This window comes from Bartonella sp. TT119HLJHH (genome assembly GCF_042193385.1).
In the GTDB taxonomy this organism is placed as follows: domain Bacteria; phylum Pseudomonadota; class Alphaproteobacteria; order Rhizobiales; family Rhizobiaceae; genus Bartonella.
Genome location: NZ_JBHILS010000001.1, coordinates 68,341 through 93,214, shown reverse-complemented (window position 1 = coordinate 93,214; position 24,874 = coordinate 68,341). Strand labels below are relative to the sequence as shown.

Genomic DNA, 24,874 nt, shown 5'->3' with positions numbered 1-24,874 from the left:
ACGGCATGCCCTGCCGGGCGGTTTCAGAAATGTTTTCATAAGCTAGTATACACAAAATAGCAAGACCGTATTACAAAAAAATGGGCGCTCCATTGCCTTGAAGCTCAACCAAAGGTGCCGGAATAGCATTTGTTTTGCTGGCTGCTTTACATAAATCGGCAATAATGCATTGCGTACATTGTGGTTTACGGGCTTGACAAATATAGCGACCATGTAAAATCAGCCAATGATGCGCATGGCGAATATAATGAACCGGTATAATCTTTAATAATTTTTTCTCAACAATTTCTGGCGTTTTTCCAGGCGCCAAACCAAGACGATTGCTTAAACGAAAAATATGTGTATCTATTGCCAATGTAGGCTGACCAAAAGCAACATTCAAGACCACATTAGCCGTTTTGCGCCCCACTCCAGGAAGGGCCATGAGTGCTTCACGCGTATCGGGTACTTGACCGCCATATTGATTAATTAAACAGTTGCAAAGCGCATAAACATTACGTGCTTTTGCTCGCCAAAGACCAATTGAACGGATATGATTTGCTATTTCTTCTTCCCCTAATGCAACCATTTTTTCTGGTTGATCAGCAAGGCGAAATAATTCTTTTGTCGCTTTATTAACGCTTACATCTGTTGCTTGAGCCGAAAGTACAACGGCAACCAAAAGCGTAAAAATATTTGTATAGATAAGATCACTCTTAGGCGTAGGGCGTTGCACAGAAAAACGGCGAAATATTTCTGCAATTTCATCTTTGTTATATAATATACCAGATAAATTTCGCGCTTTTGATAATTTTATGGTACGTTGAGTCATTGAACTCTCTTAAATCTTCTCTCTTGAAGTTATCATTCACGCTCGCCATATGAGAGGAATGCAGCGAACATTTTATATAGAGTTTGGTCAAGTAACGCCGCTTTTCAAAGAGGATACTCATGAATGACACATGTGACGCCTTTCTCCAATCCCTTTCTTTTAGGGTTTGAAACCGTAGAAAAAATATTGCAACGTATCGGTAAAGCTGATGAGGCTTACCCAGCCTATAATATTGAACGTTTGCATAAAAATGATGATGCAAATCATATCCGGATAACTTTGGCTGTTGCTGGATTTAAGATTAATCATCTTAATATTTTGCTCGATGATAATCAATTGGTTATTCATGGTAAACAAACAGACAACCAAAATCATCAATATTTATATCGCGGTATAGCTGCGCGACAATTCCAGCGAACCTTTGTTCTCGCGGAAGGAATGCATGTTACAAATGCCGAGTTGAAAAATGGTCTTTTATCAATTAATCTGTATCAACCAAAGTTAAAAAAAGAAATAAAACAGATTCCAATTAAAGTCAGTAGTGTTGAGTCATAAAAGTTAAGGCGTAAAGGAATAGTGAAATGGGAGAACATAAACAAAACTTATCGTTTCAGAACACAGCCTACTCTGATGCGGGACAGATTGCCTATTTAAAAAAAGTTTGTACTGATGATTTGGCTAAAAACTTTCCAGATCTTCCACCAATGACTCCAGGCATTACCATATGGGCTCTCTTTGGTGAAACAGGTTATCCTATTATTTTATCCGATGAACGCTCTATCGCTCTTGCTGGAGCCAATGAGCATGAACTACAAATTGTAACTTTGCACTAGATGCCCTTACGAGAAAAACGGACTCCTTTATAAATTCTATCCGTTGTTCTCATAAAGGGTATAATATGAGTTATAGTTATAATGAGATATGATTTATATTCATAATTAAGCTTTTACAATGGGAGATAGTCCCGAATATCTTAAAATTCTCTCATTTTAAATCCTCTTATATTAAAACAGTTAAAATCACTTGTTTGTATGTCATAAGCAAGGAGAGTCATGTGGATAAAAACACTTGAAGAAAGGAATAAAAATGCTTTTTGTGAATTGTCTTAATTGCCAATGACTTTGTAATATTGGGGATGGGTAAAATGCATGATGGTGTCTGTTTGCTTCTTCATAAGTGATGAAGATGCTGCCTTTAAATTTATATGATTCACAGGGTTTGTTATACTATTCATGGACGCTGTTGTGAAATGGATCCGAGCGCACTGAAAAATGTTTCTTTAAAATGAATGCGTGAATTAGTAATACAAGTATATTTGTTTGGGGCGTTCTGTTCTTCCTGAAGGGACTAACTCCATTGAAGAGTGTGAAAAACAAAAACATGAGACAATGCCTCATCATTATTTAAAAGATATTTCTATGAATGCGTTTGAAAGGTGTAAAGCTAAATTGTCAGGAGATGATAGGTTTTTACCATTACGCCTTTATGTTCTTTCCAAATTACACTGTCTTCTTGTTCCAGAAATTACGCAAACAGATAGATGTAATATACCCACAAAATCTGGTATATAAAAATCTGGAACAGTTCGTGCCACACTGAAGCATTTTTGATATTTGTCTCAAACGTGGACTTGCACAGGGATTAGATGTTGATTAACAGGTAAGAAAAAAACAAAGGCTTTATGAAAAAGTTTATGCAAAGCTTTTAATTTTGTGCTTCAAATGCCTCAGTCCAAGGTATTTTTCTCTTTTGAATATTAAAGCTCTTGTTTTTATAATGAAGTTACAGCACAACAAGCAAAATGGAATTATTTGAGGGGAAAAAAATAATGCCTTCTTACCGTTCAAGAATATCGACTCACGGGCGTAATATGGCTGGAGCTCGCGGTCTTTGGCGTGCAACAGGGATGAAAGATGCAGATTTTGGTAAACCCATTATTGCGATTGCGAATTCTTTTACACAATTTGTACCAGGGCATGTTCATTTAAAAGATCTTGGGCAATTGGTTGCACAACAAATAGCCGTTGCCGGTGGTGTTGCGAAAGAGTTTAACACCATTGCTGTAGATGATGGAATTGCGATGGGGCACGATGGAATGCTCTATTCTTTGCCTTCACGTGAAATTATTGCTGATTCTGTAGAGTATATGGTTAACGCCCATTGTGCGGATGCACTTGTTTGTATTTCTAATTGTGACAAAATTACGCCTGGTATGTTAATGGCTGCTTTACGGTTGAATATTCCGACAATCTTTGTTTCAGGTGGTCCTATGGAAGCAGGTAAGATTAAATGGAAGGATCAAGATTTAACGGTTGATTTGGTTGATGCCATGGTTGCAGCAGCTTCAGAACAAAATTCAGAAGAAGAAGTTGCTAAAATGGAGCGCGCAGCTTGTCCTACATGTGGTTCTTGTTCTGGAATGTTTACAGCCAACTCTATGAATTGTTTAACGGAAGCATTGGGGCTTTCGCTTCCCGGAAATGGATCAATGCTAGCAACACATGCAGATCGACGAATGCTTTTTGAAGAAGCTGGAAAACAGATTGTTGCATTGGTTAAACGTTATTATGAAGAAGATGATGAAACAGTTTTGCCGCGTTCTATTGCTTCACGCAAGGCTTTTGAAAATGCAATGACCGTTGATATTGCCATGGGGGGATCAACCAATACAGTACTGCATCTTTTAGCGGCGGCACAAGAAGGTGAGGTGGATTTTACCATGACGGATATTGATCATCTTTCGCGTTGTGTTCCGGTTTTATGCAAAGTTGCTCCTGCTGTTGCGAATGTACATATGGAAGATGTTCATCGCGCTGGTGGTATTATGGGGCTTTTAGGCGAATTGGATGCGGCGGGACTCATTGATACGTCAACTCATACGGTTCACGCAAAAACGATGAAAGAAGCTCTTTACCATTGGGATGTAAAGCAAACTAATGAGCCAACAGTTCGTGCATTTTATCGTGCTGCTCCAGGTGGTATTCCAACACAGACAGCTTTTAGCCAATCTAGTCGCTATGAGACCCTTGATCTTGATCGTGAAAAAGGTGTGATTCGCGATAGAGAACATGCCTATTCACAAGATGGAGGATTGGCAGTTCTTTATGGAAATCTTGCAAAAGATGGCTGTATTGTAAAAACAGCAGGCGTTGATCAATCAATTTTAACCTTTAAAGGTCCGGCAAGAATTTTTGAAAGCCAAGATTCAGCTGTTTCAGCTATATTAACGGATAAGATTAAAACAGGTGAAATTGTTTTAATCCGTTATGAAGGTCCACGTGGAGGACCTGGAATGCAAGAAATGCTTTATCCGACGAGTTATCTCAAATCTAAAGGGTTGGGCAAGGTTTGTGCACTTGTTACGGATGGACGTTTTTCAGGGGGAAGCTCAGGGCTCTCAATAGGACATATTTCGCCAGAAGCTGCTGAAGGAGGAGAAATTGCGTTGGTGGAAGAGGGGGATATCATAGAAATTGATATTCCAAATCGTAGCATTCATATGTTGGTGGATGACGTTGAGATGAAGCAGCGCCGTGCTAAGATGGAAGCAAAAGGAAAAGGCGCTTGGCAACCAATTGAGAAGCGTCAGCGTAAAGTTTCAAAGGCTCTCAAAGCCTATGCAGCGATGACTACATCTGCTTCAAAAGGTGCAGTACGTAATATTTGATGAGTTGAATAGAGACAGTACTCTGATTTTTTGCATCTTGTGCACGATATTCTAAGCTAATTATTTTATGAGTTTATGAACTTATCAGAATATTTCGAGTCATGATAAGTATGATTTAAAAAATTATCAATACAACTAAAAACTGCGGTAGATTGCTTATTTTAGCAGCTATGTAAGACAGATACAGTATCATTACTTTTCATATCATATTCCAATTTTATACGAAATTACGATTTCTTATTACTCATATTTATGAAAGATATTTATTGTACTGGTGGCATTATCTTGTTGTACCGTAAAACACTGTCATTTAGGACTGTGATATACGGCATTTTGCTTAAATATTAAGTGTGTTTTTAGTGCGTGGTGAATATTCTTAGACTTGTTTGTAAAGCTTTGAGTTTAAGAGAATCACATGACTAGAAAGTCAAGGGAAGTCCGTTAGAATCTGGACTATTTGCAGACTTGATTCGAATGAAAATCTTTATCCATTGAGAGGCGGGAAGGAGTTCAAGGATGTTTATGAAAATAACGTACTGCTATGATATATCTAATTATATGTTTCATATGAAAACAGTAAAAGAGCTCTTTATAATTTAAAATGTGAAGAAAATACGAGATCCATTATTCATGAATTTATTATGCAAAGGATGGTATTCCAACACTGACAGTTTTAAACTAAAAATATTACTATGATAACAATAATATTGATCGTGAAAAAGCATAATTCATTAAATATGGCGTATTTGCAAGGTGCAGGAGTTTCATGACAATCTTTACAAAAAAAGACAATCTTGTAAAAATAGTCGATGTTGAGCAATTTTTGTATAAGAGCCAATATTAATCTAAGGCAATATGAAATATAATGCATAGGGTTTTGCCTATAGGCAATTACACTTATCAAAATAGATTATGTAGAAAAGCAATGGGAATACGGTAAATAACTGTTTGTGCTGTGGCATAGCAAAAAAGGTTACGTTATCTCCTATTAAGAGAGCTTTTTAATAAAAAATAGCATTTGTTTTCTATAGGGGGGTACTCTTTTCAAGCTGTTTGAGGTGGTAAATTGCTTCTAAAGCTTGTTTAGGAGAGAGTTCATCGGGATGGATATTTTTTAAAGCTTCGTGAAGTACACAATGTTTGTTTTTTGCTTCATTGACGGGAGATGTTGCTTTAAGAGAAAAGAGTGGTAAATCATCAATGAGTTTATGTCCTTTTCCAGCCATTTCGCCTTGTTCTAATTGATGGAGTACATCTGTTGCTCGTGTAATAACGGCTGGGGGAAGTCCAGCAAGCTTTGCCACTTGTACACCATAGGAACGGTCAGCCGCTCCTGGTGTGATTTCATGAAGAAAAACTACATCACCATCCCAGTTTTTGACTTTCATGGTTACATTATGCAGTCTGTCAAGTTTTTCGGTAAGTGCAGTCATTTCATGAAAATGGGTAGCAAGAATAGCACGACAATGGTTAATTTCATGGAGATATTCAACAGCAGCCCAAGCAATAGAAAGTCCATCAAAGGTTGATGTTCCACGTCCTATTTCATCAAGAATAACAAGGGAATGGTGGCTAGCATGATTGAGAATCGTTGCTGTTTCAACCATTTCCATCATAAAGGTTGAGCGCCCCCTTGCAAGATCATCGGAAGCCCCAACGCGACTAAATAGGCGATCAACGACACCAATATGTGCTGAAGTTGCTGGAACGAAGGATCCCATTTGCGCCATAATAGCAATAAGAGCATTTTGCCGCAAAAAAGTTGATTTCCCTCCCATATTAGGCCCTGTCAAAAGCCAGATTGCTGCATATTGCTGATTTTCTTTCACAGAGAGATCACAATTATTGGCAATAAAAGGTTCTGCGGCTTGTTTACGGAGTGCTTGCTCGACGACAGGATGGCGTCCTGCTGTAATATGAAAGGTCAGTGAATGATCAATTTTAGGGCGGCAATATCCTTGTTCTTCAGCAAGATGCGCTAGAGCGACAGAGACATCTAAAATGGCAAGTGCTTCAGAGGCTTTACGAATAAAATCAACTTGTTCGGTAATTTCTTGAACAAGAATATCAAAGATCTCTAATTCAAGTGTCAATGCGTGGTTGGCAGCATGGGCAATGCGGCTTTCAAGGTCAGCAAGCTCTGTTGTCGTAAAACGCATAGCGTTTGCCATTGTTTGCCGATGAATAAAACGTGCTTTAGCTTGTGGATTATTTGTAAGGGAAGATGCTTGTGTGCTGGTTACTTCAATGAAATAACCTAGAATATTATTATGCTTTATTTTAAGCGTCTTAATATCTGTTTCTTGGGCATATTGCGCTTGAAGTTCAGCAATGATACGGCGAGATTCATCACGTAAAGCACGCATTTCATCGAGCTCTTTATGATAATTGGAACGAATAAATCCTCCATCACGTTTAAGGAGTGGGAGATCATCAGCTAATGCTTGTTCTAAATGAAAGTATAAAGCAGTGGGTAAGTTTGAAAATACCTGTTGTACACCACTTATTTCTTGAGGCAGAAGCTCATTATCAAGAAGTTGATGCAATTCACGAATGATTTCAAAGCCACGCTGGATTGTCGCCATATCACGGGGACCTCCTCGTCCAAGAGCCAAACGTGAAACGGCGCGGGGCATATCTGGTCCCCCCTTTAAAATAAGCTTTATCGCTTCTGCAAGAGAAGGATTACGTAGAAAAAAATCGATAGAATCCAAACGCGTATCAATCGCTGAAGGAGTGGTGAGGGGAGCAATAAGGCGATCAATAAGAAGGCGTGATCCTCCTCCTGTTACAGTGCGATCAATAGCTTTTAATAAACTTCCATCCCGTTGACCTGATGTCGTACGAATAAGTTCAAGGCTTAGTCTGGTTGCAGCATCAATAAAAAGAGTCGCACTTTCATTTTGGCGCTCAGGTTGCATGAGAGGAGGACGATGTGTGATTTGTGTTTTTTCGATATAACGAATAGCCGCTACAATTGCAGAGAGTTCACAGCGTGAATAATCGGCAATCCCCTCAAGAGTTGAGAGCTTAAAATAATTGCAAATATCGCGTTCAGCGGTGAGTGCATCAAAGAGACAAGCAGGTTGAGGTGAAACAATACGGTCAAGAACATTAAAAAGCGATTTGTGAGATTTATCATGGAAAAAGGAATCAGCAACAATGATTTCTTTTGGATCCACACGCATAATATCTGCCAAAAGTTTTTCTTGGCGGCTTTCTGTTACACGAAATATGCCTGTTGAGATATCAATCCAAGAAAGAGCAAACTCCTCTCCATCACTGGTTTTTATACGGGAAAGTGTCATCAAATAATTTGCGCGTGTTGGATCAAGGAGTTTTTCTTCTGTTATTGTTCCAGGTGTTACAAGACGAACAACATCACGCCGAACAACAGATTTTGAGCCACGTTTTTTCGCTTCAGCAGGATCTTCTGTTTGTTCACAAACAGCAACGCGATAACCACAAGCAATGAGTTTTTGCAAATAATCATCTGCCGCATGAACGGGAACACCACACATAGGAATATCTTGTCCTAAATGTTTTCCACGTGCTGTGAGTGTGATTCCTAAAGCTTGAGCAGCTTCAATTGCATCATTAAAAAATAATTCATAGAAATCACCCATTCGGTAAAAGAGAAGGGAATCATGATTGACGGCTTTGATTTCTATATACTGCTCCATCATAGGAGTAAGACGTTCTTGAGGGAGAGCAGATGAGGAGCCAGACTGTGGAATTAAATTATTTTTATAGTTGTTTTTTTTATCCATTTGTACGTAGCCTGTTCCCTTTAAGTAAAAATTTTACTCTTTTATTTATTTATCTCTAAATTGAAACGCATCATTAGATTTGCTAAGGCAAGAATAGCGATTTTTGATATATGAATCAAATTTTAAAAATTGGATGATTATACGCATTAACAATGCAAAATTGACACTGTTTTTGGAGAAGATAGAGTGAGATGAAAAAGAGCGAGCAGGATCAGAAAATATCTCAAACGGTTTACAGTGCGAGCGAAAGAGAAGCTCTAGATTTTCATAGTCGTGGTCGACCAGGAAAGCTTGAGATTGTTCCAACAAAGTCTATGGCAACACAGCATGATTTAGCACTTGCTTATTCACCAGGTGTTGCGGTTCCAGTTAAGGCAATTGCTCAAAATCCAGCGCTAGCTTATGATTATACAGCAAAAGGCAATCTTGTTGCTGTTATTTCAAATGGTACAGCTATTTTAGGGTTAGGCAATTTAGGTGCACTTGCCTCTAAGCCGGTCATGGAAGGCAAAGCAGTGTTGTTTAAGCGTTTTGCGGATATTGATTCCATTGATTTAGAAATTGATATAAACGATACGGAAAGTTTTATCAATTTAGTGCGTCATTTAGAACCTTCTTTTGGTGGAATCAATCTTGAAGACATTAAGGCGCCAGAGTGCTTTATGATTGAAAGCCGCCTACGCGAGGTGATGAATATTCCTGTTTTTCACGACGATCAACACGGTACAGCAATTATTGTAGCTGCTGGTGTTCTCAATGCTTTGACTTTAACAGGGCGCGATATGCAAAATACGCGGTTAGTCTGTAATGGTGCTGGTTCTGCAGGGATTGCTTGTATTGAACTGATTAAAGCGATGGGTTTTCGTTCCGAAAATATCATATTATGTGATACAAAGGGTGTGGTCTATAAAGGTCGCAAAGAGGGAATGAATCAGTGGAAATCTGCGCATGCTATTCAAACAGATAAACGTACGCTTATGGAAGCAATGGAAGGTGCAGATATATTTTTTGGGGTTTCTGCTAAAGGTGCTCTTACTCCTGAAATGGTAAAATCCATGGCCCCCCAGCCCATCATTTTTGCTATGGCTAATCCCGATCCAGAAATTACGCCGGAAGAGGTTATGCAAGTGCGTCATGATGCCATTGTCGCAACAGGACGTTCCGATTATCCAAATCAGATTAATAATGTTCTCTGTTTTCCTTATATATTTCGTGGTGCGCTTGATGTGCGTGCAAGAGTTATTAATGAAGACATGAAGATTGCTGCGGCAAAGGCTCTTGCTAATTTAGCGCATGAAGAAGTGCCTGACAGCGTTGCAGAAGCTTATCATGGAAAGCGATTAAAATTTGGTCCTAATTATATCATCCCTGTTCCTTTTGATCCGCGTTTATTTACGGTTGTTTCAATAGCGGTAGCAAAAGCAGCAATGGAAAGCGGTGTTGCGCAAAAGAACATAGATGATTTAGAGGCCTATGAGCGCGATTTGAATGCGAGACGTGATCCTACTTCCTCTATAATGCGTGAGGTTTATAACCATGTTCGTCAAGTGCCAAAACAAATTGTCTTTGCAGAAGGTGAAGAAGAGCAAGTTATGCGGGCAGCTGTTTCCTATGTTCATCAAAAATTAGGACAAGCGATTTTGGTTGGTCGTGAAGATCAAGTAAGAGAAGCGGCTGTTATCGCTGGAATTGATCTGGAGCGTGAAGGTATTTCTATTATGAATGCTAAGCTTTCTTGCCGTACAGATGCTTATGCGAATTATCTTTATAAAAAGATGCAGCGTCAAGGCTGGCTGTTGCGTGATTGTCATCATCGTATCAATAATGATCGCAATTATTTTGCTGCGTGTATGGTGGCACTAGGAGATGCTGATGCAATGGTTACAGGGGTGACATGCAATTATGAAACAGCGTTGATCGATATACGTCGTGCAATTGATGAAAAACCAAAAGAACGATTGATTGGTATTTCAATGGCTATTTGCCGTGGACGAACTGTGTTTATTACGGATACAGCTGTTTATGAAAATCCTAATGCTGAAGAACTTGCGGATATAGCTGAACAAGCAGCTTCTTTTGTGCGAGGATTTGGATATCAACCACGGGTAGCATTTTTAGCATTTTCTACATTTGGTTATATGAACGGGCAGATGACACAGCAAGTTCAGGATGCGATTAATATCTTGCATGAACGCAAAGTTGATTTTGAGTTTGATGGAGAAATGAGTGCTGATGTGGCACTCAATCCCAAATTGATGCAGCAATATCCATTTATGGGATTAACGGAGCCCGCTAACATTTTGGTTATGCCTGGATATCATGCGTCTTCCATTGCAAGCAAAATGTTACAAGAACTTGGTGAAGCAACCATCATTGGTCCTATTTTAATTGGATTGGAAAAATCTGTCCAAATTGTACCGTTTAGTGGAAGCGATACAGATGTTGTCAATATTGCAATGCTTGCGGCTTATCATGCCGCAAAAGTCGTCTAAAGGAAAAAAACCCCTAATATACCAATAATATATCAAGGGGCTTTTTGATAACAAAAGAATAAATTTTTTAAGAAGGCTGTATTTGATTGTCTTTTTGTTCTTCAGAAAGACGCTTTTGGAAGAGTGCTGCAAAATCAATAGGATCAATCCACAAAGGTGGAAAGCCACCATTTTGAGTAGCATCAGATATAATTTGGCGAGCAAATGGAAATAAAAGACGGGGACATTCAATAAAGACCAGAGGCATAACATGTTCTTGTGGAATGTTTTTAAGGTGAAAAACACCACCGTAAATCAGTTCTACATGAAATAAGGTTTCAGTTTCATCATTGGCTTTGACGGAGAGAGACAAAACGACATCATAATTATCATCACCAATTGGGTTAGCATTGACGTTAATATTGATATCAATTTGTGGTGATTTTTCACGTGCACGCAATGAACGAGGAGCCCCTGGGTTTTCGAATGATAAATCTTTTAAATATTGAGTTAATACAGCAAAAACCGGCTCTCCACTACTGTTATTCATTTCACCTTCGGCCATACGACGAACCTCTCTCATTATAATATGTATATTTATTTTAGATCTAAAGACTAGATTGGTTATCACGCCTTGCAAAAGGTTGCAAGAAATGCGCTCTTTATCTTGAATATTTTTTTAGTTTGTTACAGATTTTTTAGGCATTTCAATGGTTATCATCATTTTTGCGCCATGGAGATTCTGTAGTATCATGAATTGTGTAATCTTCTGCTTTAAGATCAATTATTTTTTCAGAGTCATTTTTTCTTTTAGCATTGGGATTCATTTTGTTTTTTAATGATGCAAAGAAATGCCAAACAACAGAGCGAATTGGTTTAATAAGAAGTAATATTCCCAAGAGATCACTTACAAAGCCGGGAAGAATAAGTAAAATTGCACTAAACAGGATGAAAGCATCATTAATAATATTATTCTCTAATGTGCGTCCTTGAATAAGTTCATTTTGTATGTTTTTTAAAAGGCTAATCCCTTGAATTCGCAATAAAACAACCCCAACTATGGTTGTGAGAATAACCAAACTCAAAGTTGCCAAAATACCAATTTCTTGACCAACAAAGATAAAACCAGCAATCTCGATTAAAAGAATGCAAAGAAAGATAACAACAAAAAAACGAGGATTTATAGAATAAAGTTTTATCACATGAAAGTTTCCTTCTGGATGAGTAGGGGGAGAAATTCTTAAGAGCACTCCGTTTAAATCTATAAAAATATTTGAATGATAAGATTCCTTATTTTACATATTTATTGATAAATGGTATTGACTGCAATGTTTATTAGAGACTTAAGCTTTGGAGATTGATAGCGCCTATGGAATTTGACGTTATACTTGTCATAGCTCTTGTTGTTATGGTTGTTATTTTTGTGCAACTCCGTAATGTATTAGGGAAACGAATTGGGTTTGAAAAGCCACCCTTTGATCCTTATTCACGTCGTTCTAAAAAACAAGTTGAAGCAGAAACGGCTGATAATATTGTTTCGTTCCCTCATCAGAAAAATTCACAAAAAGACGACTTTAGTGAAATTGATAAAATTTCACCACAGGGAAGTATTTTGAATAAAAATTTGCGGGAATTGCATAGAATTGATCCTCATTTTTCTCCTCAATTTTTTATAAAAGGTGCACAAATTGCTTATGAAATGATTGTAACAGCTTTTGCCAAAGGTGATCGCAATCAACTTAAAAGCTTGCTTTGTCAGGATGTTTTTGAGAGTTTTTGTACGGCTATTGAGCAACGAGAAAAAAATAAAGAAAGAATAGAGTTCACTTTCGTTGGAATTAATAAGATCGAGTTTGTCGCGGCGGCAATACAAGAAAAGGATGAACTTTTAACGATACGTATCGTCAGTGAGATGATTTCTGTTACTTATAATGAACAGGGCGAGCGTATAGATGGTGATCCTGATGCTATTGTAGAAATTAGGGATATTTGGACTTTTGTTCGCAATAGCTTATCGTCAGATCCAAACTGGAAGCTTTTTGCTACAGAAGATGAAAATTAAAGTACTTTTGGTGTTTTTTCCATAAGCACTCAATGATTTATGAGAAATGAAAATGTCCTCAAATGAATGGAGACAAAAAAGAGGTTTATTGGCTTCACAAGATCGCCTTTTATGGGAGATGGTTTGTCGTACGACAACACCGCTTCATGGTAAGATATCCTCTTCTGTTTCAGAAAATATTGCAAATATTAATGATAAAAAACAGCGCGTAACTCAAAATCCTCCAGTGTCTCGTGAAAATCAACAACACTCCACAATGATTAAAAGAGAAAAGAAGGGTGTTACACAAGCGCATAAGATTCATTTCTTTGATCATGTTGCACATCATAAAATTTCTCAAGGTCGTTATCCTCTTGAGGCGCGTCTTGATCTCCATGGTTATATGCAGGAAGAAGCTTATTTTTTCTTAAAAAAATTTCTACAATTTTCTCAGCAGAGAGGATTGCGTTATGTCCTTGTGATTACAGGAAAAGGCCGATCAGTTGGGAGCGATGGAGCTTTGTATAGATTTGTTCCGTATTGGTTATCAACACCAGCTTTTCGATATTATGTCCATGCGTTTGAGCAAGCAGCGCGTCAGCATGGCGGAGAAGGTGCGCTTTATGTTTGGTTGCGCCGTTTTGTGTCGGAAGAAGGAAATTGATGTTATTGTGGTCGTTCTAGGTTTAATATTTATTCATACTTATAATTTATTGTTTTCGTATATTTCGTAAGAGCCTTGAATACAATATTCTCTTCTTTATAATTTTTTATAAAAAATTATAAAGATATTATTTTATATTCTACGTATTACTTCACGCTTTTGTTTATCGCGTTCTTTAATGGGGACACATCCCTCACGCAAAACAGAACGACATTGTCATTGCATATATTCACAGGCTTGTTTTAAAGAAACATCTTTCAACACTCCCAATCCTATTTTGCGACGGCATTCGTGAAGGGTATAATGATAAATCCATGAAGCACGCCTATCTTTATGCTTAATAAAAGAGCAAGCTGGCATCATCATACACTTTTCCATATCTCCCAATGTTGCGACAATTCTTTAAGCCCTTGGCACTTGAAAGCATTTATAAAGGCATGCTTTTCTTTAAGTGTTTTTACTCTACACGGCTCTCATCTTGTTTGTGATGTGCAAACGAAAAAATTTGATTAATTCAATATAAGAAGACTTAGAATGAGAGAGATATAGATGAACCTCATTCAGGTTGCAAAGCGATAAATTATTTTTATAAACCATAGCATGACTCTATTAAATACACGAAGAATAAAAACATGAGAAATTGAGAAACTGTCTTATTCAAAAGATATTGCTATGGATAGTGTTAACAGCAGTACAACTAAATTAAAGAGAATCGTGAAAATGAACAGAAATATAACTTTACAACACATAGCTGCGCAGTAGCACCAAAAGATACAGTTTCGTTGAATAGTTTATGAAGAAATATTAAAAGCCCCGTTTTCATAAATTTCTTTCTCATACTAATCCGATAGTCGGAAATTTAATAACGAAGCGCAGAAGGCGTAGAATATGAGATTCTACCGTGGGTATTATACTCTTATCCGACGTCTTTCAGATATTGGTTGAAATGCTAGCTTAGCATGAAAGGCACAATAGGGGCTATTTTCATCAGAATCGGCACCACAAAAATGAAAATCTGCTGATAATGGATCGCCAACCGGCCATCTACATGTATTTTCACTCAATTGTAGAAGATTAAGTTGACGTGATATAGGCACAACGACATTGGATTTTGTGGATATATCAACTTCTTTTACATCTTCCACTATAAATTCTGTCTTTAAAGCTGTTTCTTCAATACTTACAGATGATGTGTTTATTGGCGATACCGTGGATGTGTTGCGACGCACACGTGGAGATGACGGGCTGCTGCTTCCTACGGGAGTTTTTTGCACACGTGTGCTTCCTTGTGCTGTCTTACCACGTCCTGGTAACTTTAATCGATGTACTTTGCCGATGACTGCATTTCTGCTGACCCCCCCTAATTGAGCAGCAATTTGACTTGCACTTAACCCTTCACTCCAAAGCTTTTTAAGAAGCTCAACGCGTTCACATGTCCAACCCATACCAGTACTCCATTCCGATTACGTCACTAAGATGCTCTCCCCCGTTGCATCTTCAAATGTTTAAATAATGTTTTCATTACGCTGAATGAAAGAACTTTACACTCTAAGCGAGCATAAGAAAATCACCCAACCTGTGGACTTACAAATCAAAACACATCATCTTGCTTATTATATTGTAAATTACAATATGCACTCACTCTATGACAAGAGTCTTTAACTCTTGAAGAGTTTATTTAGAATGTTTTCCCCAACTTGCAAATCAATTATAGGCTAAACTTTTACTTTTGTTTAAGGCTTTTTCTCAAAATGCTTATTTGTAGAAGCTTTATTGACTTTTTTTCAATTGGTGTAATGATCTATTCCATAGGTCTAATCATTAATCGTAATGAAATGTTGAAAGCACCGTAACGAAATGTACCATGCTGTTTCATTTGTAGTATTGCTTTGTATATATTGAAAAGGTTAAAATATAAAGGAAATTATGATGGATGCTGTCTCTATACAACCACTTTATGAATGCTTCGCAAGACGAAATTTGCATTTTGAACAGGGGCATGGTGTATGGCTTATTTCCGATAAAGGAGACCATTATCTTGATTTCACATCTGGCATTGCTGTTAATGCATTAGGATATTCACATCCAAAATTGGTTGATACGCTCAAGATACAAGCTGAAAAACTTTGGCATGTTTCTAATATTTTTCAATCTCCTGAACAAGCATCTTTTGCCACGCGGCTTTGTGCAAATAGTTTTGCGGATAAGGTTTTTTTCTGCAATTCAGGCACTGAAGCATTGGAGTGCGCATTCAAAACGGCACGTCATTATTACTATGCTACTGGTCATTCAGCACGCATTGAAATAATTACTTTTGAAGGGGCATTTCATGGACGTACACTTGCAGCACTTGCTGCGACTGGGCATGAAAAGTATCTTGAAGGCTTTGGACCTAAAGCTGGTGGATTTATTCAAGTACCTTTTTGTGATGAAGTCGCTTTGCGTAACGCTATTAATAAAAATACCGCCGCTATTCTTATTGAACCTATTCAAGGAGAAGGAGGAATACGAACGGTTTCTCATGAATATTTAAGATTTTTGCGTAAAATATGCGATGATAATGGTCTGTTGTTGATTTTGGATGAAGTGCAAACGGGCATGGGACGAACAGGAAAGCTTTTTGCTTATGAATGGAGTGATGTCACGCCTGATATTCTTACCCTCGCAAAAGGACTAGGAGGTGGATTTCCATTGGGCGCTTGCCTTGCAACGGATAAAGTTGCAAAAAGTATGATACCTGGAACGCATGGATCAACCTTTGGAGGAAATTTGCTTGGAATGGCTGTAGGAAATAGTATTCTTGATATTTTGTTAGAGCCAAGTTTTCTCATCCATGTTCAGCGCATGGGTGATAAACTAAAAAGTGGGCTTTTGCACATTCTCAATATCTATCCTGATATTATCTGCGCAGTTCAGGGGATGGGGCTTATGTTGGGTATTCAATGTGTTGTGCCTTCAAATCTTGTCGTTAATGCTTTGGAAAATGAATATCTCTTAAGCGTTGCAGCCAACAACAATGTTGTGCGCTTATTGCCTCCTCTTATCATTAGGGAAGAAGAAATAGATGAAAGTTTGCATCGTATTGAAAAAGCAATTTCCTATCTTTCGCAAATAAATAAAGAAAGACAAATATCACACATATGACAAATGCTCTTCGTCATTTCACGGATTTATCCATTTTAACGCCAGCAATGGCACGTGCACTGATTGATTATGCAAAAATTCTTAAAGCATCTTTTAAGGCAGGAAAAGGTTCAAAACCTTTTATAGGTAAAACACTCGCGATGATTTTTGAAAAACCATCCACACGAACCCGTATTTCATTCGATATCAGTATGCGCCAGATGGGGGGAAATACGATCATGCTCACGGGTTCAGAGATGCAACTTGGTCATAGTGAAACCATAGCTGATACGGCGCGCGTTTTATCCCGTTTTGTGGATATTGTGATATTGCGAACAACGAAACACCAACGTATGCTCGAATTGGCACAATATGCACAAATTCCTGTCATTAATGCCCTTACAGATGATACACATCCTTGCCAAATTCTAGCAGATATCTTAACCTATGAGGAGCATCGGGGGCCAATTGCTGGCAAAATATTTGCGTGGATGGGGGATGGTAATAATGTGCTCCATTCCTTAATTGAAGCCGCAGCTCTTTTTGGTTTTCATTTGCGTATTGCTACTCCAAAGGGCAGTGAACCACAGGAAAAATTTATACATTGGGCACGTGAGCGGGGAGCACATCTTATGCTAACCCATGATCCCCAAAAAGCAGCTCAAGATGCTGATTGTATTATGACCGACACATGGGTCTCCATGGGACAAGAATTTCGTGCTCGCAGTCGTTCTATTTTTCAGCCTTATCAAGTCAATGAATCTCTCATGAAATTAGCAAAACCTGATGCTCTTTTTATGCATTGTCTTCCTGCTCATCGTGGTGAAGAAGTGGTTGATTCTGTGATTGATGGACCGCACTCTGTTGTTTTCGATGAGGCGGAAAATCGTCTTCATGCTCAAAAAGCAATTCTTTCTTGGTGTTTACAAGATGCGTTTTTCTCTACAAAATAGCCACCCTACAACAAATTATATAAAAAAGGCAAAGCTATGAGTAAACACGCTAAAGATGAAGCCTCTCTCAACAACACTTTCTTGCATGAAGATGATAATGTTATTCCCTTTCAAGTCGAAGAACTTGATATCCGTGGACGTACCGTACAACTTGGGGAAACTTTAAATTCTATTCTTAACAGACATCAATATCCTGAACCGGTTTCTTATCTTCTGGCAGAAGCTTTACTTTTAACGGTTCTGCTTGGAACTTCTCTAAAGCTTACGGGAAAATTTATTCTACAAACCCATTCCGATGGACCGGTTAATATGTTGGTGTGCGATTTTTCGCCTCCTTCCAGTTTACGTGGATACGCTCGTTTTGATAAAGAACAGCTGAAACAAGCAATAGACAGTGATCAAACCTCTTCAGAAACACTTTTAGGAAAAGGCACTTTAGCTTTTACGATTGATCAAGGTCCCCATATGCAACCCTATCAAGGGATAGTTGCATTAGATGGATCAAATTTACAAGAAGCTTCTCGCACTTATTTTGATCAATCAGAGCAAATTCCTACCGATATCCGTTTGGCTGTTGCTATATTAATTAATCGTGATCAACAAGGAAAACCGCAGAAAAGATGGCGCGCTGGAGGTATTTTGACCCAACTTTTGCCCCAAGCATCGTCTCATTACAAGCGAGAAGAAACAAAAAACCACACCCAATTGGATAACCAATGGCAAGAAGCCAAAATGCTCATGAAAACGATTGAAAGTGCAGAATTAACGGATCCTCAAGTTGGTAGTAAACAGTTATTGTTTCGTCTTTTTCATGAACAAGGTGTTAGAGTTTTTAATTCTTTTTCTCTTGTTGATCAATGTTCTTGTTCACGCGAAAAAATTAAAGGAATCCTAGAAGGCTTTCCTATTGATGAACGCAATAAAATGGTTCAAAATAAATATATTTCAGTTACATGTGAATTTTGCTCAAAAACGTATCGTTTTATAGCGCAAGAATTTTTGGAAGAAAAAACATAATCAAACATTTTTCATTAAGTAATGATGATTGCAATAAAAGCTTATTTTATTCACGTCATAAAAGTTTAAGCATAGCTAATATGAATCTCTAGAATATTTCTTTCTTTAGCCTTTTCTTAAACATTTTTTTAATTCAACATAAAGAAATTTAAAAAAATCTCATAGTATTCGATGTTTTCATTTAATAGATAAAAATGGTAAAAATTATTTAAAATCAATATGTCGATATTTTATTTGTCTTCTGTTACGATCGCTTGTTCAATTTTAGGGAGAATTTTTTTTTGATAAATTTGCCATGTTAAGGGACCAACATGTTTGGCAATAATAATACTCTCTTTATTCAAGAGAAAGGTTTCTGGTGGTCCATACACCCCCCAGTCAATAGCTGTATATCCTGAATCATCAAAGCCAATAAATTTAAAAGGATTACCAAAACTGTTTAAAAAGCGCAGGGCGTTTGCTTTGTTATCTTTATAATTAATGCCAATTAGATCAAAACGTTTATCTTGTGCAATTTTCATAAGAAGAGGATGCTCTTCGCGACAGGGTAAACACCAAGAACCCCAAAAATTGACCAATGTGACACGTCCTTTAAACTGTTTTGAATTGAGATAACTTTCCTTATCAAGGAGGGGAAGATAAGTATTGGGGGCAGGTTTTTCAGCCAATGCATTTGGGAGGAGAGAAGGATCTTGAGGGTGTTTTTTACCCATAAAATTGAAAAAAAACACCATGAGCAGAAGAAAAAGCACAAATGGTCCAAAAAGAACAAACAAAACAGGCAAAGATATATTTTTTTTAAGTTTTAGAGAGATGTTTTTCATTCTATTTTTCTTTTTGAGACAGCTCTTTTTGGTTTAGCTGTTTGAGAATTTTTTTTTGGCATAGAGCTTTGTAAAGAATATATCCAATGAGACATAAGAGGGATATTGCAGAGAGCGTATAGCTTAAAACAACAATTTGCTCGTGTTTAAGGGTTCCAAGGAAAAAATCAATTTTCAAAGATAGATTTCCTAAAAGTCCGCTTTGGATGCCATTTAGGTCGAGCATGATGAAGAGTCCTGTTGTTGTGCACGACGGGATTTTTTCATCTGAAGTATTTGGATATAACGATGATTGATTTCATTTCGCATAGCCATCAAATAGAGCGTAATAAACATAAATATGAAACAAAAGAGCATTGTTATGAGGGGCCATAACATAGCATTGTCGATTGTTGGTCCTCCAGCGCGTAACAATGATGCTGGTTGATGCAATGTATTCCACCAATTAACGGAAAATTTAATAATAGGGATATTAACAAATCCAACAAGTGTAAGAATTGCAGTAGCGCGCGCGGCTTTTATTGGGTTATCGAAAGCTCGTCCAAGCAGGATAATGGAAAGATAGATAAAAAGCAGAATTAAAACTGATGTTAATCGTGCATCCCAGACCCACCATGTTCCCCATGTAGGTCGCCCCCAAAGTGCTCCTGTCATGAGAGCTAAGGCGGTAAAAATTGCCCCAATAGGCGCTCCACACTTAAGTGCCACATCAGCAAGATGATATTTCCAAATCAGATTTCCTAATGCCGCTGCACTCATCGTTACATAGCAGAATGTAGACAACCACGCAAAGGGAACATGAAGGTACATAATCTTAACAGTAATGCCTTGTTGATAGTCATCAGGGGAATGCATCACAAGAATAAGCCCTAAGATAAGGACACACAATGTTATGCTGGCTAACCAAGGCAAAATCATTTTGCTTATTTTCATGAAACGGGTAAAACTTATAGGGAGTGACCTGATTTTATATGTGCGCATTATTTCATTCATAAAATTCATAATAGGCAGAGTTTTGCTATGCGGCAATCATCTTTTATTATTCTGATAAAAGTTTAAGCGTTATCGCAGCAACAAAAGAGCTAAAAAGACTCAAAAGAAGTGAAAAAGCGCCAAGAAGAGCTAGGGATGTGAGAAAAGAGGCATTTGGGTTTGTTGGAGCTGTAGCAGCTGAAACACCAAAAATCATAATTGGAATGATCCATGGCAAGATAATGATGAAAATAAGAAGGGTACTTTGCAACAATGAGGTTGCCAGTGCTGCTCCTATAGCGCCAATAAAAATAATGGCTGGTGTTCCGCATAAAAGGGTAAGTATTGTTGTAAAAGTTATTACTACATCTAAATGGAGCATGAGGGCTAAAATAGGTGTAGCAAAAATAAGAGGAAGCATTGTTCCTACCCAATGGGCAAGACATTTGGTAAAGACAATTAGTGTAAAACTTTGTCTTTGTCCTGAAAGGATAAATTGGTCGAGATTACCATCATCGCGATCGATTTGGAAAAGTTTGTTCAGATTGAGGAGCCCTGCAAGAAGGGCTCCAAACCACAATATACCTGGTCCTATTTGTGCAAGAGTTTTGGGATCTGGTCCAATGGCAAAGGGGGTTATGATAACAACAGCGATGAAAAACAATAGTCCTGTTAGTGGAGAGGCTTGTGGTGCTAATAATAGTTTAAGATCACGCCAGAACAGTGCTTTCATTTTATTCTTTCTTAAAGAGGTAAAAATTTTTCCAAAGCGATTTTATGGTTTTCTGGAATACCTAGGGAACTATGAGTCGCGGCGATAATCATACCACCTTGATTGAGATGACGCTGGAAAATACGAGCAAGGAGTTTTTGAGCATGGTTATCAAGCCCAGATATTGGTTCATCTAAAATCCAAATAGGACGATAGGAGAGCAAAAGGCGAGCAATAGCTGCGCGTCTTTGTTGTCCAGTTGACAGAGCGTTAAAAGGTAAATGTTCAAGGTTAGAAAGACCAATATCGGCAAGAGCGTCATGCGCAAAATGTAAATGTTGACCGTAAAAATCTGCCCAAAATTGCAAATTATCAATGACAGATAAGAGAGGTTTCATAGCATTTTGAGGACCAAGATAATGACAGGCAGTTGCAACAGGGTATATTTGATCATGGTCTTTAAGGATTATATGACCTTCAGCAGCTTCAAGAAGACCGACAATGATTCGGAGTAATGTAGACTTTCCGATACCATTAGGACCGGTGATTGTCATAAGTTGCTGTGAAAATAAACAAAAAGAAAGACCTTGAAACAGAATTTCCTCGTTTCTGTGAGCGGCTAGATTTTTGCCTGATAACACCATGTGATTGCCTATTTTGTTTTTATTTTCATATTCTTTAGTGCATTATAGAATAAAAAACACATTTTTTATGCAATTGTACCTAGAATAGTTCTAGAAATAGTTCTATAAGGGGTGCCTTACATCAATATCTGGTGTAAAATGGTTTCTGGCGCTGATTTCCGCATTTGCCTATGAGCGGGTGGAGGGGGAAATGGATAGCGGAGGTAATTGCGTCTGCGCTCAAGCTGCGACCTTGACTCGTAGTTTGTGTTGTTCATTCCTGGAAATTGGGTGATTATAGTATGAGGGTGGACAGTCATGACTCAAATTGATAGCTTTAATTGTCGCAGAGTATTAAATGTTGGTGACAAAGAATATACTTATTATAGCTTGATCGAAGCGGAGAAGAACGGACTTGAAGGTGTTTCTCGTTTGCCGTTTTCGATGAAAGTTATTCTCGAAAATTTATTGCGATTTGAAGATGGTCGCACAGTTAAAAAAGAGGATATCCTCAATGTTGCTAAGTGGTTAAACGACAAAGGGAGCGCTGGGGCAGAAATTGCTTACCGTCCTGCACGTGTTCTTATGCAGGATTTTACAGGTGTTCCAGCAGTTGTTGATCTTTCTGCAATGCGTGATGCTATGGTTAAACTTGGCGGTAACGCTGAAAAAATCAATCCTCTGATTCCCGTTGATCTCGTCATTGATCACTCAGTTATTGTTGATGCTTTTGGCAATTCCATGGCTTTTAAGGAAAACGTTGAACATGAATATGAACGCAATGGTGAGCGCTATCGTTTTCTTAAATGGGGGCAGCAAGCTTTTCAAAATTTTCGTGTTGTTCCTCCAGGAACAGGGATTTGTCATCAGGTTAACTTAGAATATTTAGCACAATGCGTGTGGACGAAGAAGGAAGAGGGGTGTGAGACGGTTTATCCTGACACCTGTGTGGGAACTGATTCGCATACGACTATGGTGAATGGTTTGGGTGTTTTAGGTTGGGGTGTTGGTGGTATTGAAGCAGAAGCGGCAATGTTAGGCCAACCTGTTTCTATGTTGTTACCTGAAGTGATTGGTTTTCGTCTAACAGGGAAACTTAAAGAAGGTGTAACCGCCACCGATCTTGTATTAACGGTGACCCAAGTGTTACGCCAAAAAGGTGTTGTCGGTAAATTTGTTGAGTTTTTTGGTCCTGGTTTAGAGCATATGACGCTTGCTGATCGGGCAACGATTGGAAATATGGCCCCTGAATATGGAGCAACGTGTGGTTTTTTCCCAATTGATAAGGAGACAGTGCGTTATCTCAATATGACAGGGCGTGATGAAGATCGGATTGCCTTAGTGGAAGCTTTTACCAAAGCACAAGGGATGTGGCATGATGAAATGGTGGCTCATCCCATTTTTAGTGATACAATTGAATTAGATATGGGAACCGTTGTCTCTTCTATGGCTGGTCCTAAACGTCCTGAAGGACGTATTGCATTGGAAAATGTTGGGCAGGGTTTTGAGAAGGCATTGGTCGAAGACTATAAGAAGACTTCTGGACAAGATAAACGTTATCAGGTCGAGGGTGAAGAATATACGCTTGGTCACGGTGATGTGGTGATCGCTGCGATTACGTCGTGTACGAATACATCGAATCCAAGTGTTCTTATTGCAGCGGGTCTTTTGGCACGAAATGCTGTGACAAAGGGTCTCAAGAGCAAACCATGGGTAAAAACTTCTCTTGCACCCGGTTCACAAGTCGTTGAAGCTTATCTTCAAAATTCGGGTCTGCAAAAAGATTTAGATGCATTAGGATTTAACTTAGTAGGATTTGGATGCACAACATGTATTGGGAATTCTGGTCCTTTGCATCCAGCTATTTCCAAAACGATTAATGACAATGGTATAATTGCATCTGCGGTTCTTTCAGGAAATCGTAATTTTGAAGGGCGTGTTTCCCCTGATGTGCAAGCGAATTATTTAGCTTCACCACCGTTAGTTGTTGCACATGCGCTCATTGGGACAGTGTGTAAAGATTTAACCAAGGAACCTCTTGGTGAAGATTCAGATGGTCAACCGATTTACTTAAGAGATATTTGGCCAACTTCTCAAGAAATACAGGAGTTTATCGAAAAAAATGTCACGCGTAAGGTTTTTGCCGAAAAGTATGCAGATGTCTTTAAGGGAGATGAAAATTGGCAAAAAGTTCGGATTCCTACGGGTTCTACCTATTCTTGGGATGAGCAATCCACCTATGTACGCAATCCACCTTATTTCGATGCTATGCAGAAAACACCTGATATCTTACCAGATATTAGAGATGCACGGATTTTAGGTTTATTTGGTGATAAAATCACGACGGATCATATTTCTCCTGCTGGTTCTATTAAAGCAGCTTCTCCTGCCGGAAAATATTTAATGGATCATGGTGTTAAAGTAGCTGATTTTAATCAGTATGGAACGCGTCGTGGGAATCATGAAGTTATGGTGCGTGGGACCTTTGCCAATATTCGCATTCGTAATTTCATGTTAGGGGAAAATGGTCGAGAAGGAGGTTATACGGTCCATTATCCGTCAGCGGTAGAACAAACCATTTACGATGCAGCAATGGCGTATAAACAAGAAGGTGTTCCGCTCGTTGTTTTTGCTGGTATTGAATATGGCAATGGATCATCACGCGATTGGGCTGCCAAGGGGACCAATCTTCTTGGTGTCAAAGCGGTGATTGTGCAATCTTTTGAAAGGATACATCGCTCTAATCTTGTTGGTATGGGTATTGTCCCTTTTGTCTTTGAAGAGGGGCTAAGTTGGAAATCTTTAGGCTTAAAGGGAGATGAAAAGGTAACAATTGAAGGGATTCATAACTTGAAACCTCGTCAAAAGACTGTAGCGAAAATTACTTTTTCTGATGGTAAGGTAAAAACCGTTCCATTATTGTGCCGTGTTGATACTGAAGATGAGCTAGATTATTTGCATCATGGTGGAATTTTGCAATATGTCTTACGTAAGTTAGCCGTTTAAATTCTTTTGTTTGTTAAGAAATATCTATTATTAAGCTATACAGTTGCGGATCAAAGAGTTTGGCTTCGTTTTTTATGACTATCTTTGAAAATCTAATTGACGTTAGCTTTGGGATTGCGCTATAAACCACACAGTTATAGGCAGCTTTATAGTTTTGCTTGGGTTGGATTTATTTATATTGGTAGAGTTGTTATTGAGACTCATTTTACCAAGGTGTTGA

General features: G+C 38.2%; 22 protein-coding genes. 11 read left to right on the top strand and 11 right to left on the bottom strand.

What is annotated here, in order from left to right; all coding sequences use genetic code 11:
• Positions 1-70: 70 nt before the first annotated feature.
• Complete coding sequence (gene nth / locus ACFIJL_RS00295; protein ID WP_375621983.1) at positions 71-811, bottom strand: endonuclease III; 741 nt, start codon at positions 809-811, stop codon at positions 71-73.
• Between the two features lie 123 nt (positions 812-934).
• Between nth and ACFIJL_RS00290 the strand changes: the two genes are divergently transcribed.
• From ACFIJL_RS00290 to ilvD, 4 genes are all read left to right on the top strand, one after another.
• On the top strand, positions 935-1,366 hold the full coding sequence (locus ACFIJL_RS00290) for an Hsp20 family protein (protein WP_375621982.1): 432 nt from the start codon (positions 935-937) through the stop codon (positions 1,364-1,366).
• Between the two features lie 26 nt (positions 1,367-1,392).
• The gene (locus ACFIJL_RS00285) at positions 1,393-1,644 is read left to right on the top strand and encodes a DUF1150 family protein (protein WP_375606172.1); all 252 of its coding nucleotides are present in this window, start codon (positions 1,393-1,395) and stop codon (positions 1,642-1,644) included.
• Positions 1,645-2,130: 486 nt separating this feature from the next.
• Positions 2,131-2,382, top strand: a complete 252-nt coding sequence (locus ACFIJL_RS00280) for a hypothetical protein (protein WP_375621981.1) — start codon at positions 2,131-2,133, stop codon at positions 2,380-2,382.
• Positions 2,383-2,639: 257 nt separating this feature from the next.
• Positions 2,640-4,478 carry a dihydroxy-acid dehydratase gene (gene ilvD, locus ACFIJL_RS00275; protein WP_375621980.1) on the top strand — a complete coding sequence of 613 codons (1,839 nt, stop codon included), beginning with the start codon at positions 2,640-2,642 and terminating at the stop codon, positions 4,476-4,478.
• A gap of 1,025 nt (positions 4,479-5,503) precedes the next feature.
• Here the strand turns inward: ilvD and mutS are convergent.
• On the bottom strand, positions 5,504-8,248 hold the full coding sequence (gene mutS / locus ACFIJL_RS00270; RefSeq protein ID WP_375621979.1) for a DNA mismatch repair protein MutS: 2,745 nt from the start codon (positions 8,246-8,248) through the stop codon (positions 5,504-5,506).
• A 191-nt stretch (positions 8,249-8,439) separates the two neighbouring features.
• Here mutS and ACFIJL_RS00265 point away from each other — a divergent pair, with 191 nt between their 5' ends.
• Positions 8,440-10,740, top strand: coding sequence for an NADP-dependent malic enzyme (locus tag ACFIJL_RS00265; protein WP_375621978.1), 2,301 nt, complete (start codon positions 8,440-8,442; stop codon positions 10,738-10,740).
• A 67-nt stretch (positions 10,741-10,807) separates the two neighbouring features.
• On the opposite strand, the gene secB is transcribed toward ACFIJL_RS00265, so the two are convergent.
• Together secB and ACFIJL_RS00255 are read right to left on the bottom strand one after the other, a co-directional pair.
• On the bottom strand, positions 10,808-11,284 hold the full coding sequence (gene secB / locus ACFIJL_RS00260; protein ID WP_375621977.1) for a protein-export chaperone SecB: 477 nt from the start codon (positions 11,282-11,284) through the stop codon (positions 10,808-10,810).
• Positions 11,285-11,426: 142 nt separating this feature from the next.
• Positions 11,427-11,921: an FxsA family protein gene (locus ACFIJL_RS00255; RefSeq protein ID WP_375621976.1), complete on the bottom strand. Its 495-nt coding sequence runs from the start codon at positions 11,919-11,921 to the stop codon at positions 11,427-11,429.
• A 167-nt stretch (positions 11,922-12,088) separates the two neighbouring features.
• Here ACFIJL_RS00255 and ACFIJL_RS00250 point away from each other — a divergent pair, with 167 nt between their 5' ends.
• Positions 12,089-12,781 (top strand): Tim44/TimA family putative adaptor protein, encoded by a 693-nt coding sequence (locus tag ACFIJL_RS00250; RefSeq protein WP_375621975.1) that lies wholly within the window; start codon positions 12,089-12,091, stop codon positions 12,779-12,781.
• Positions 12,782-12,833: 52 nt separating this feature from the next.
• Positions 12,834-13,424: a Smr/MutS family protein gene (locus ACFIJL_RS00245; protein ID WP_375621974.1), complete on the top strand. Its 591-nt coding sequence runs from the start codon at positions 12,834-12,836 to the stop codon at positions 13,422-13,424.
• 216 nt (positions 13,425-13,640) lie between these two features.
• On the opposite strand, the gene ACFIJL_RS00240 is transcribed toward ACFIJL_RS00245, so the two are convergent.
• Positions 13,641-13,790, bottom strand: coding sequence for a hypothetical protein (locus ACFIJL_RS00240; RefSeq protein WP_375621973.1), 150 nt, complete (start codon positions 13,788-13,790; stop codon positions 13,641-13,643).
• Between the two features lie 542 nt (positions 13,791-14,332).
• Positions 14,333-14,869 (bottom strand): GcrA family cell cycle regulator, encoded by a 537-nt coding sequence (locus ACFIJL_RS00235; protein WP_375621972.1) that lies wholly within the window; start codon positions 14,867-14,869, stop codon positions 14,333-14,335.
• A 484-nt stretch (positions 14,870-15,353) separates the two neighbouring features.
• Between ACFIJL_RS00235 and ACFIJL_RS00230 the strand changes: the two genes are divergently transcribed.
• The 3 genes from ACFIJL_RS00230 to ACFIJL_RS00220 are packed head-to-tail and all read left to right on the top strand — an operon-like array spanning position 15,354 to position 18,517.
• Positions 15,354-16,568, top strand: a complete 1,215-nt coding sequence (locus ACFIJL_RS00230) for an aspartate aminotransferase family protein (RefSeq protein ID WP_375621971.1) — start codon at positions 15,354-15,356, stop codon at positions 16,566-16,568.
• Complete coding sequence (gene argF / locus ACFIJL_RS00225; RefSeq protein WP_375621970.1) at positions 16,565-17,500, top strand: ornithine carbamoyltransferase; 936 nt, start codon at positions 16,565-16,567, stop codon at positions 17,498-17,500. Before ACFIJL_RS00230 ends, argF begins: the two co-directional genes overlap by 4 nt.
• A 36-nt stretch (positions 17,501-17,536) precedes the next feature.
• Positions 17,537-18,517 carry an Hsp33 family molecular chaperone gene (locus tag ACFIJL_RS00220; RefSeq protein WP_375621969.1) on the top strand — a complete coding sequence of 327 codons (981 nt, stop codon included), beginning with the start codon at positions 17,537-17,539 and terminating at the stop codon, positions 18,515-18,517.
• 230 nt (positions 18,518-18,747) lie between these two features.
• Here the strand turns inward: ACFIJL_RS00220 and ACFIJL_RS00215 are convergent, their stop codons facing one another.
• Genes ACFIJL_RS00215 through ccmA form a run of 5 tightly spaced genes read right to left on the bottom strand, consistent with a single transcriptional unit; the run spans position 18,748 to position 21,669 of the window.
• Positions 18,748-19,341: a DsbE family thiol:disulfide interchange protein gene (locus ACFIJL_RS00215; protein WP_375621968.1), complete on the bottom strand. Its 594-nt coding sequence runs from the start codon at positions 19,339-19,341 to the stop codon at positions 18,748-18,750.
• Position 19,342: 1 nt separating this feature from the next.
• A complete protein-coding gene (locus ACFIJL_RS00210; RefSeq protein ID WP_375621967.1) occupies positions 19,343-19,567 on the bottom strand; it encodes a hypothetical protein in 225 nt (74 codons plus the stop codon).
• Positions 19,555-20,334, bottom strand: a complete 780-nt coding sequence (locus ACFIJL_RS00205; RefSeq protein ID WP_375621966.1) for a heme ABC transporter permease — start codon at positions 20,332-20,334, stop codon at positions 19,555-19,557. Before ACFIJL_RS00205 ends, ACFIJL_RS00210 begins: the two co-directional genes overlap by 13 nt.
• Before the next feature lie 46 nt (positions 20,335-20,380).
• On the bottom strand, positions 20,381-21,046 hold the full coding sequence (gene ccmB, locus ACFIJL_RS00200) for a heme exporter protein CcmB (RefSeq protein ID WP_375621965.1): 666 nt from the start codon (positions 21,044-21,046) through the stop codon (positions 20,381-20,383).
• An 11-nt stretch (positions 21,047-21,057) separates the two neighbouring features.
• Complete coding sequence (gene ccmA, locus ACFIJL_RS00195; protein ID WP_375621964.1) at positions 21,058-21,669, bottom strand: heme ABC exporter ATP-binding protein CcmA; 612 nt, start codon at positions 21,667-21,669, stop codon at positions 21,058-21,060.
• A 297-nt stretch (positions 21,670-21,966) separates the two neighbouring features.
• Between ccmA and acnA the strand changes: the two genes are divergently transcribed.
• The gene (gene acnA / locus ACFIJL_RS00190) at positions 21,967-24,654 is read left to right on the top strand and encodes an aconitate hydratase AcnA (RefSeq protein ID WP_375621963.1); all 2,688 of its coding nucleotides are present in this window, start codon (positions 21,967-21,969) and stop codon (positions 24,652-24,654) included.
• The last annotated feature ends 220 nt before the right edge of the window (positions 24,655-24,874 follow it).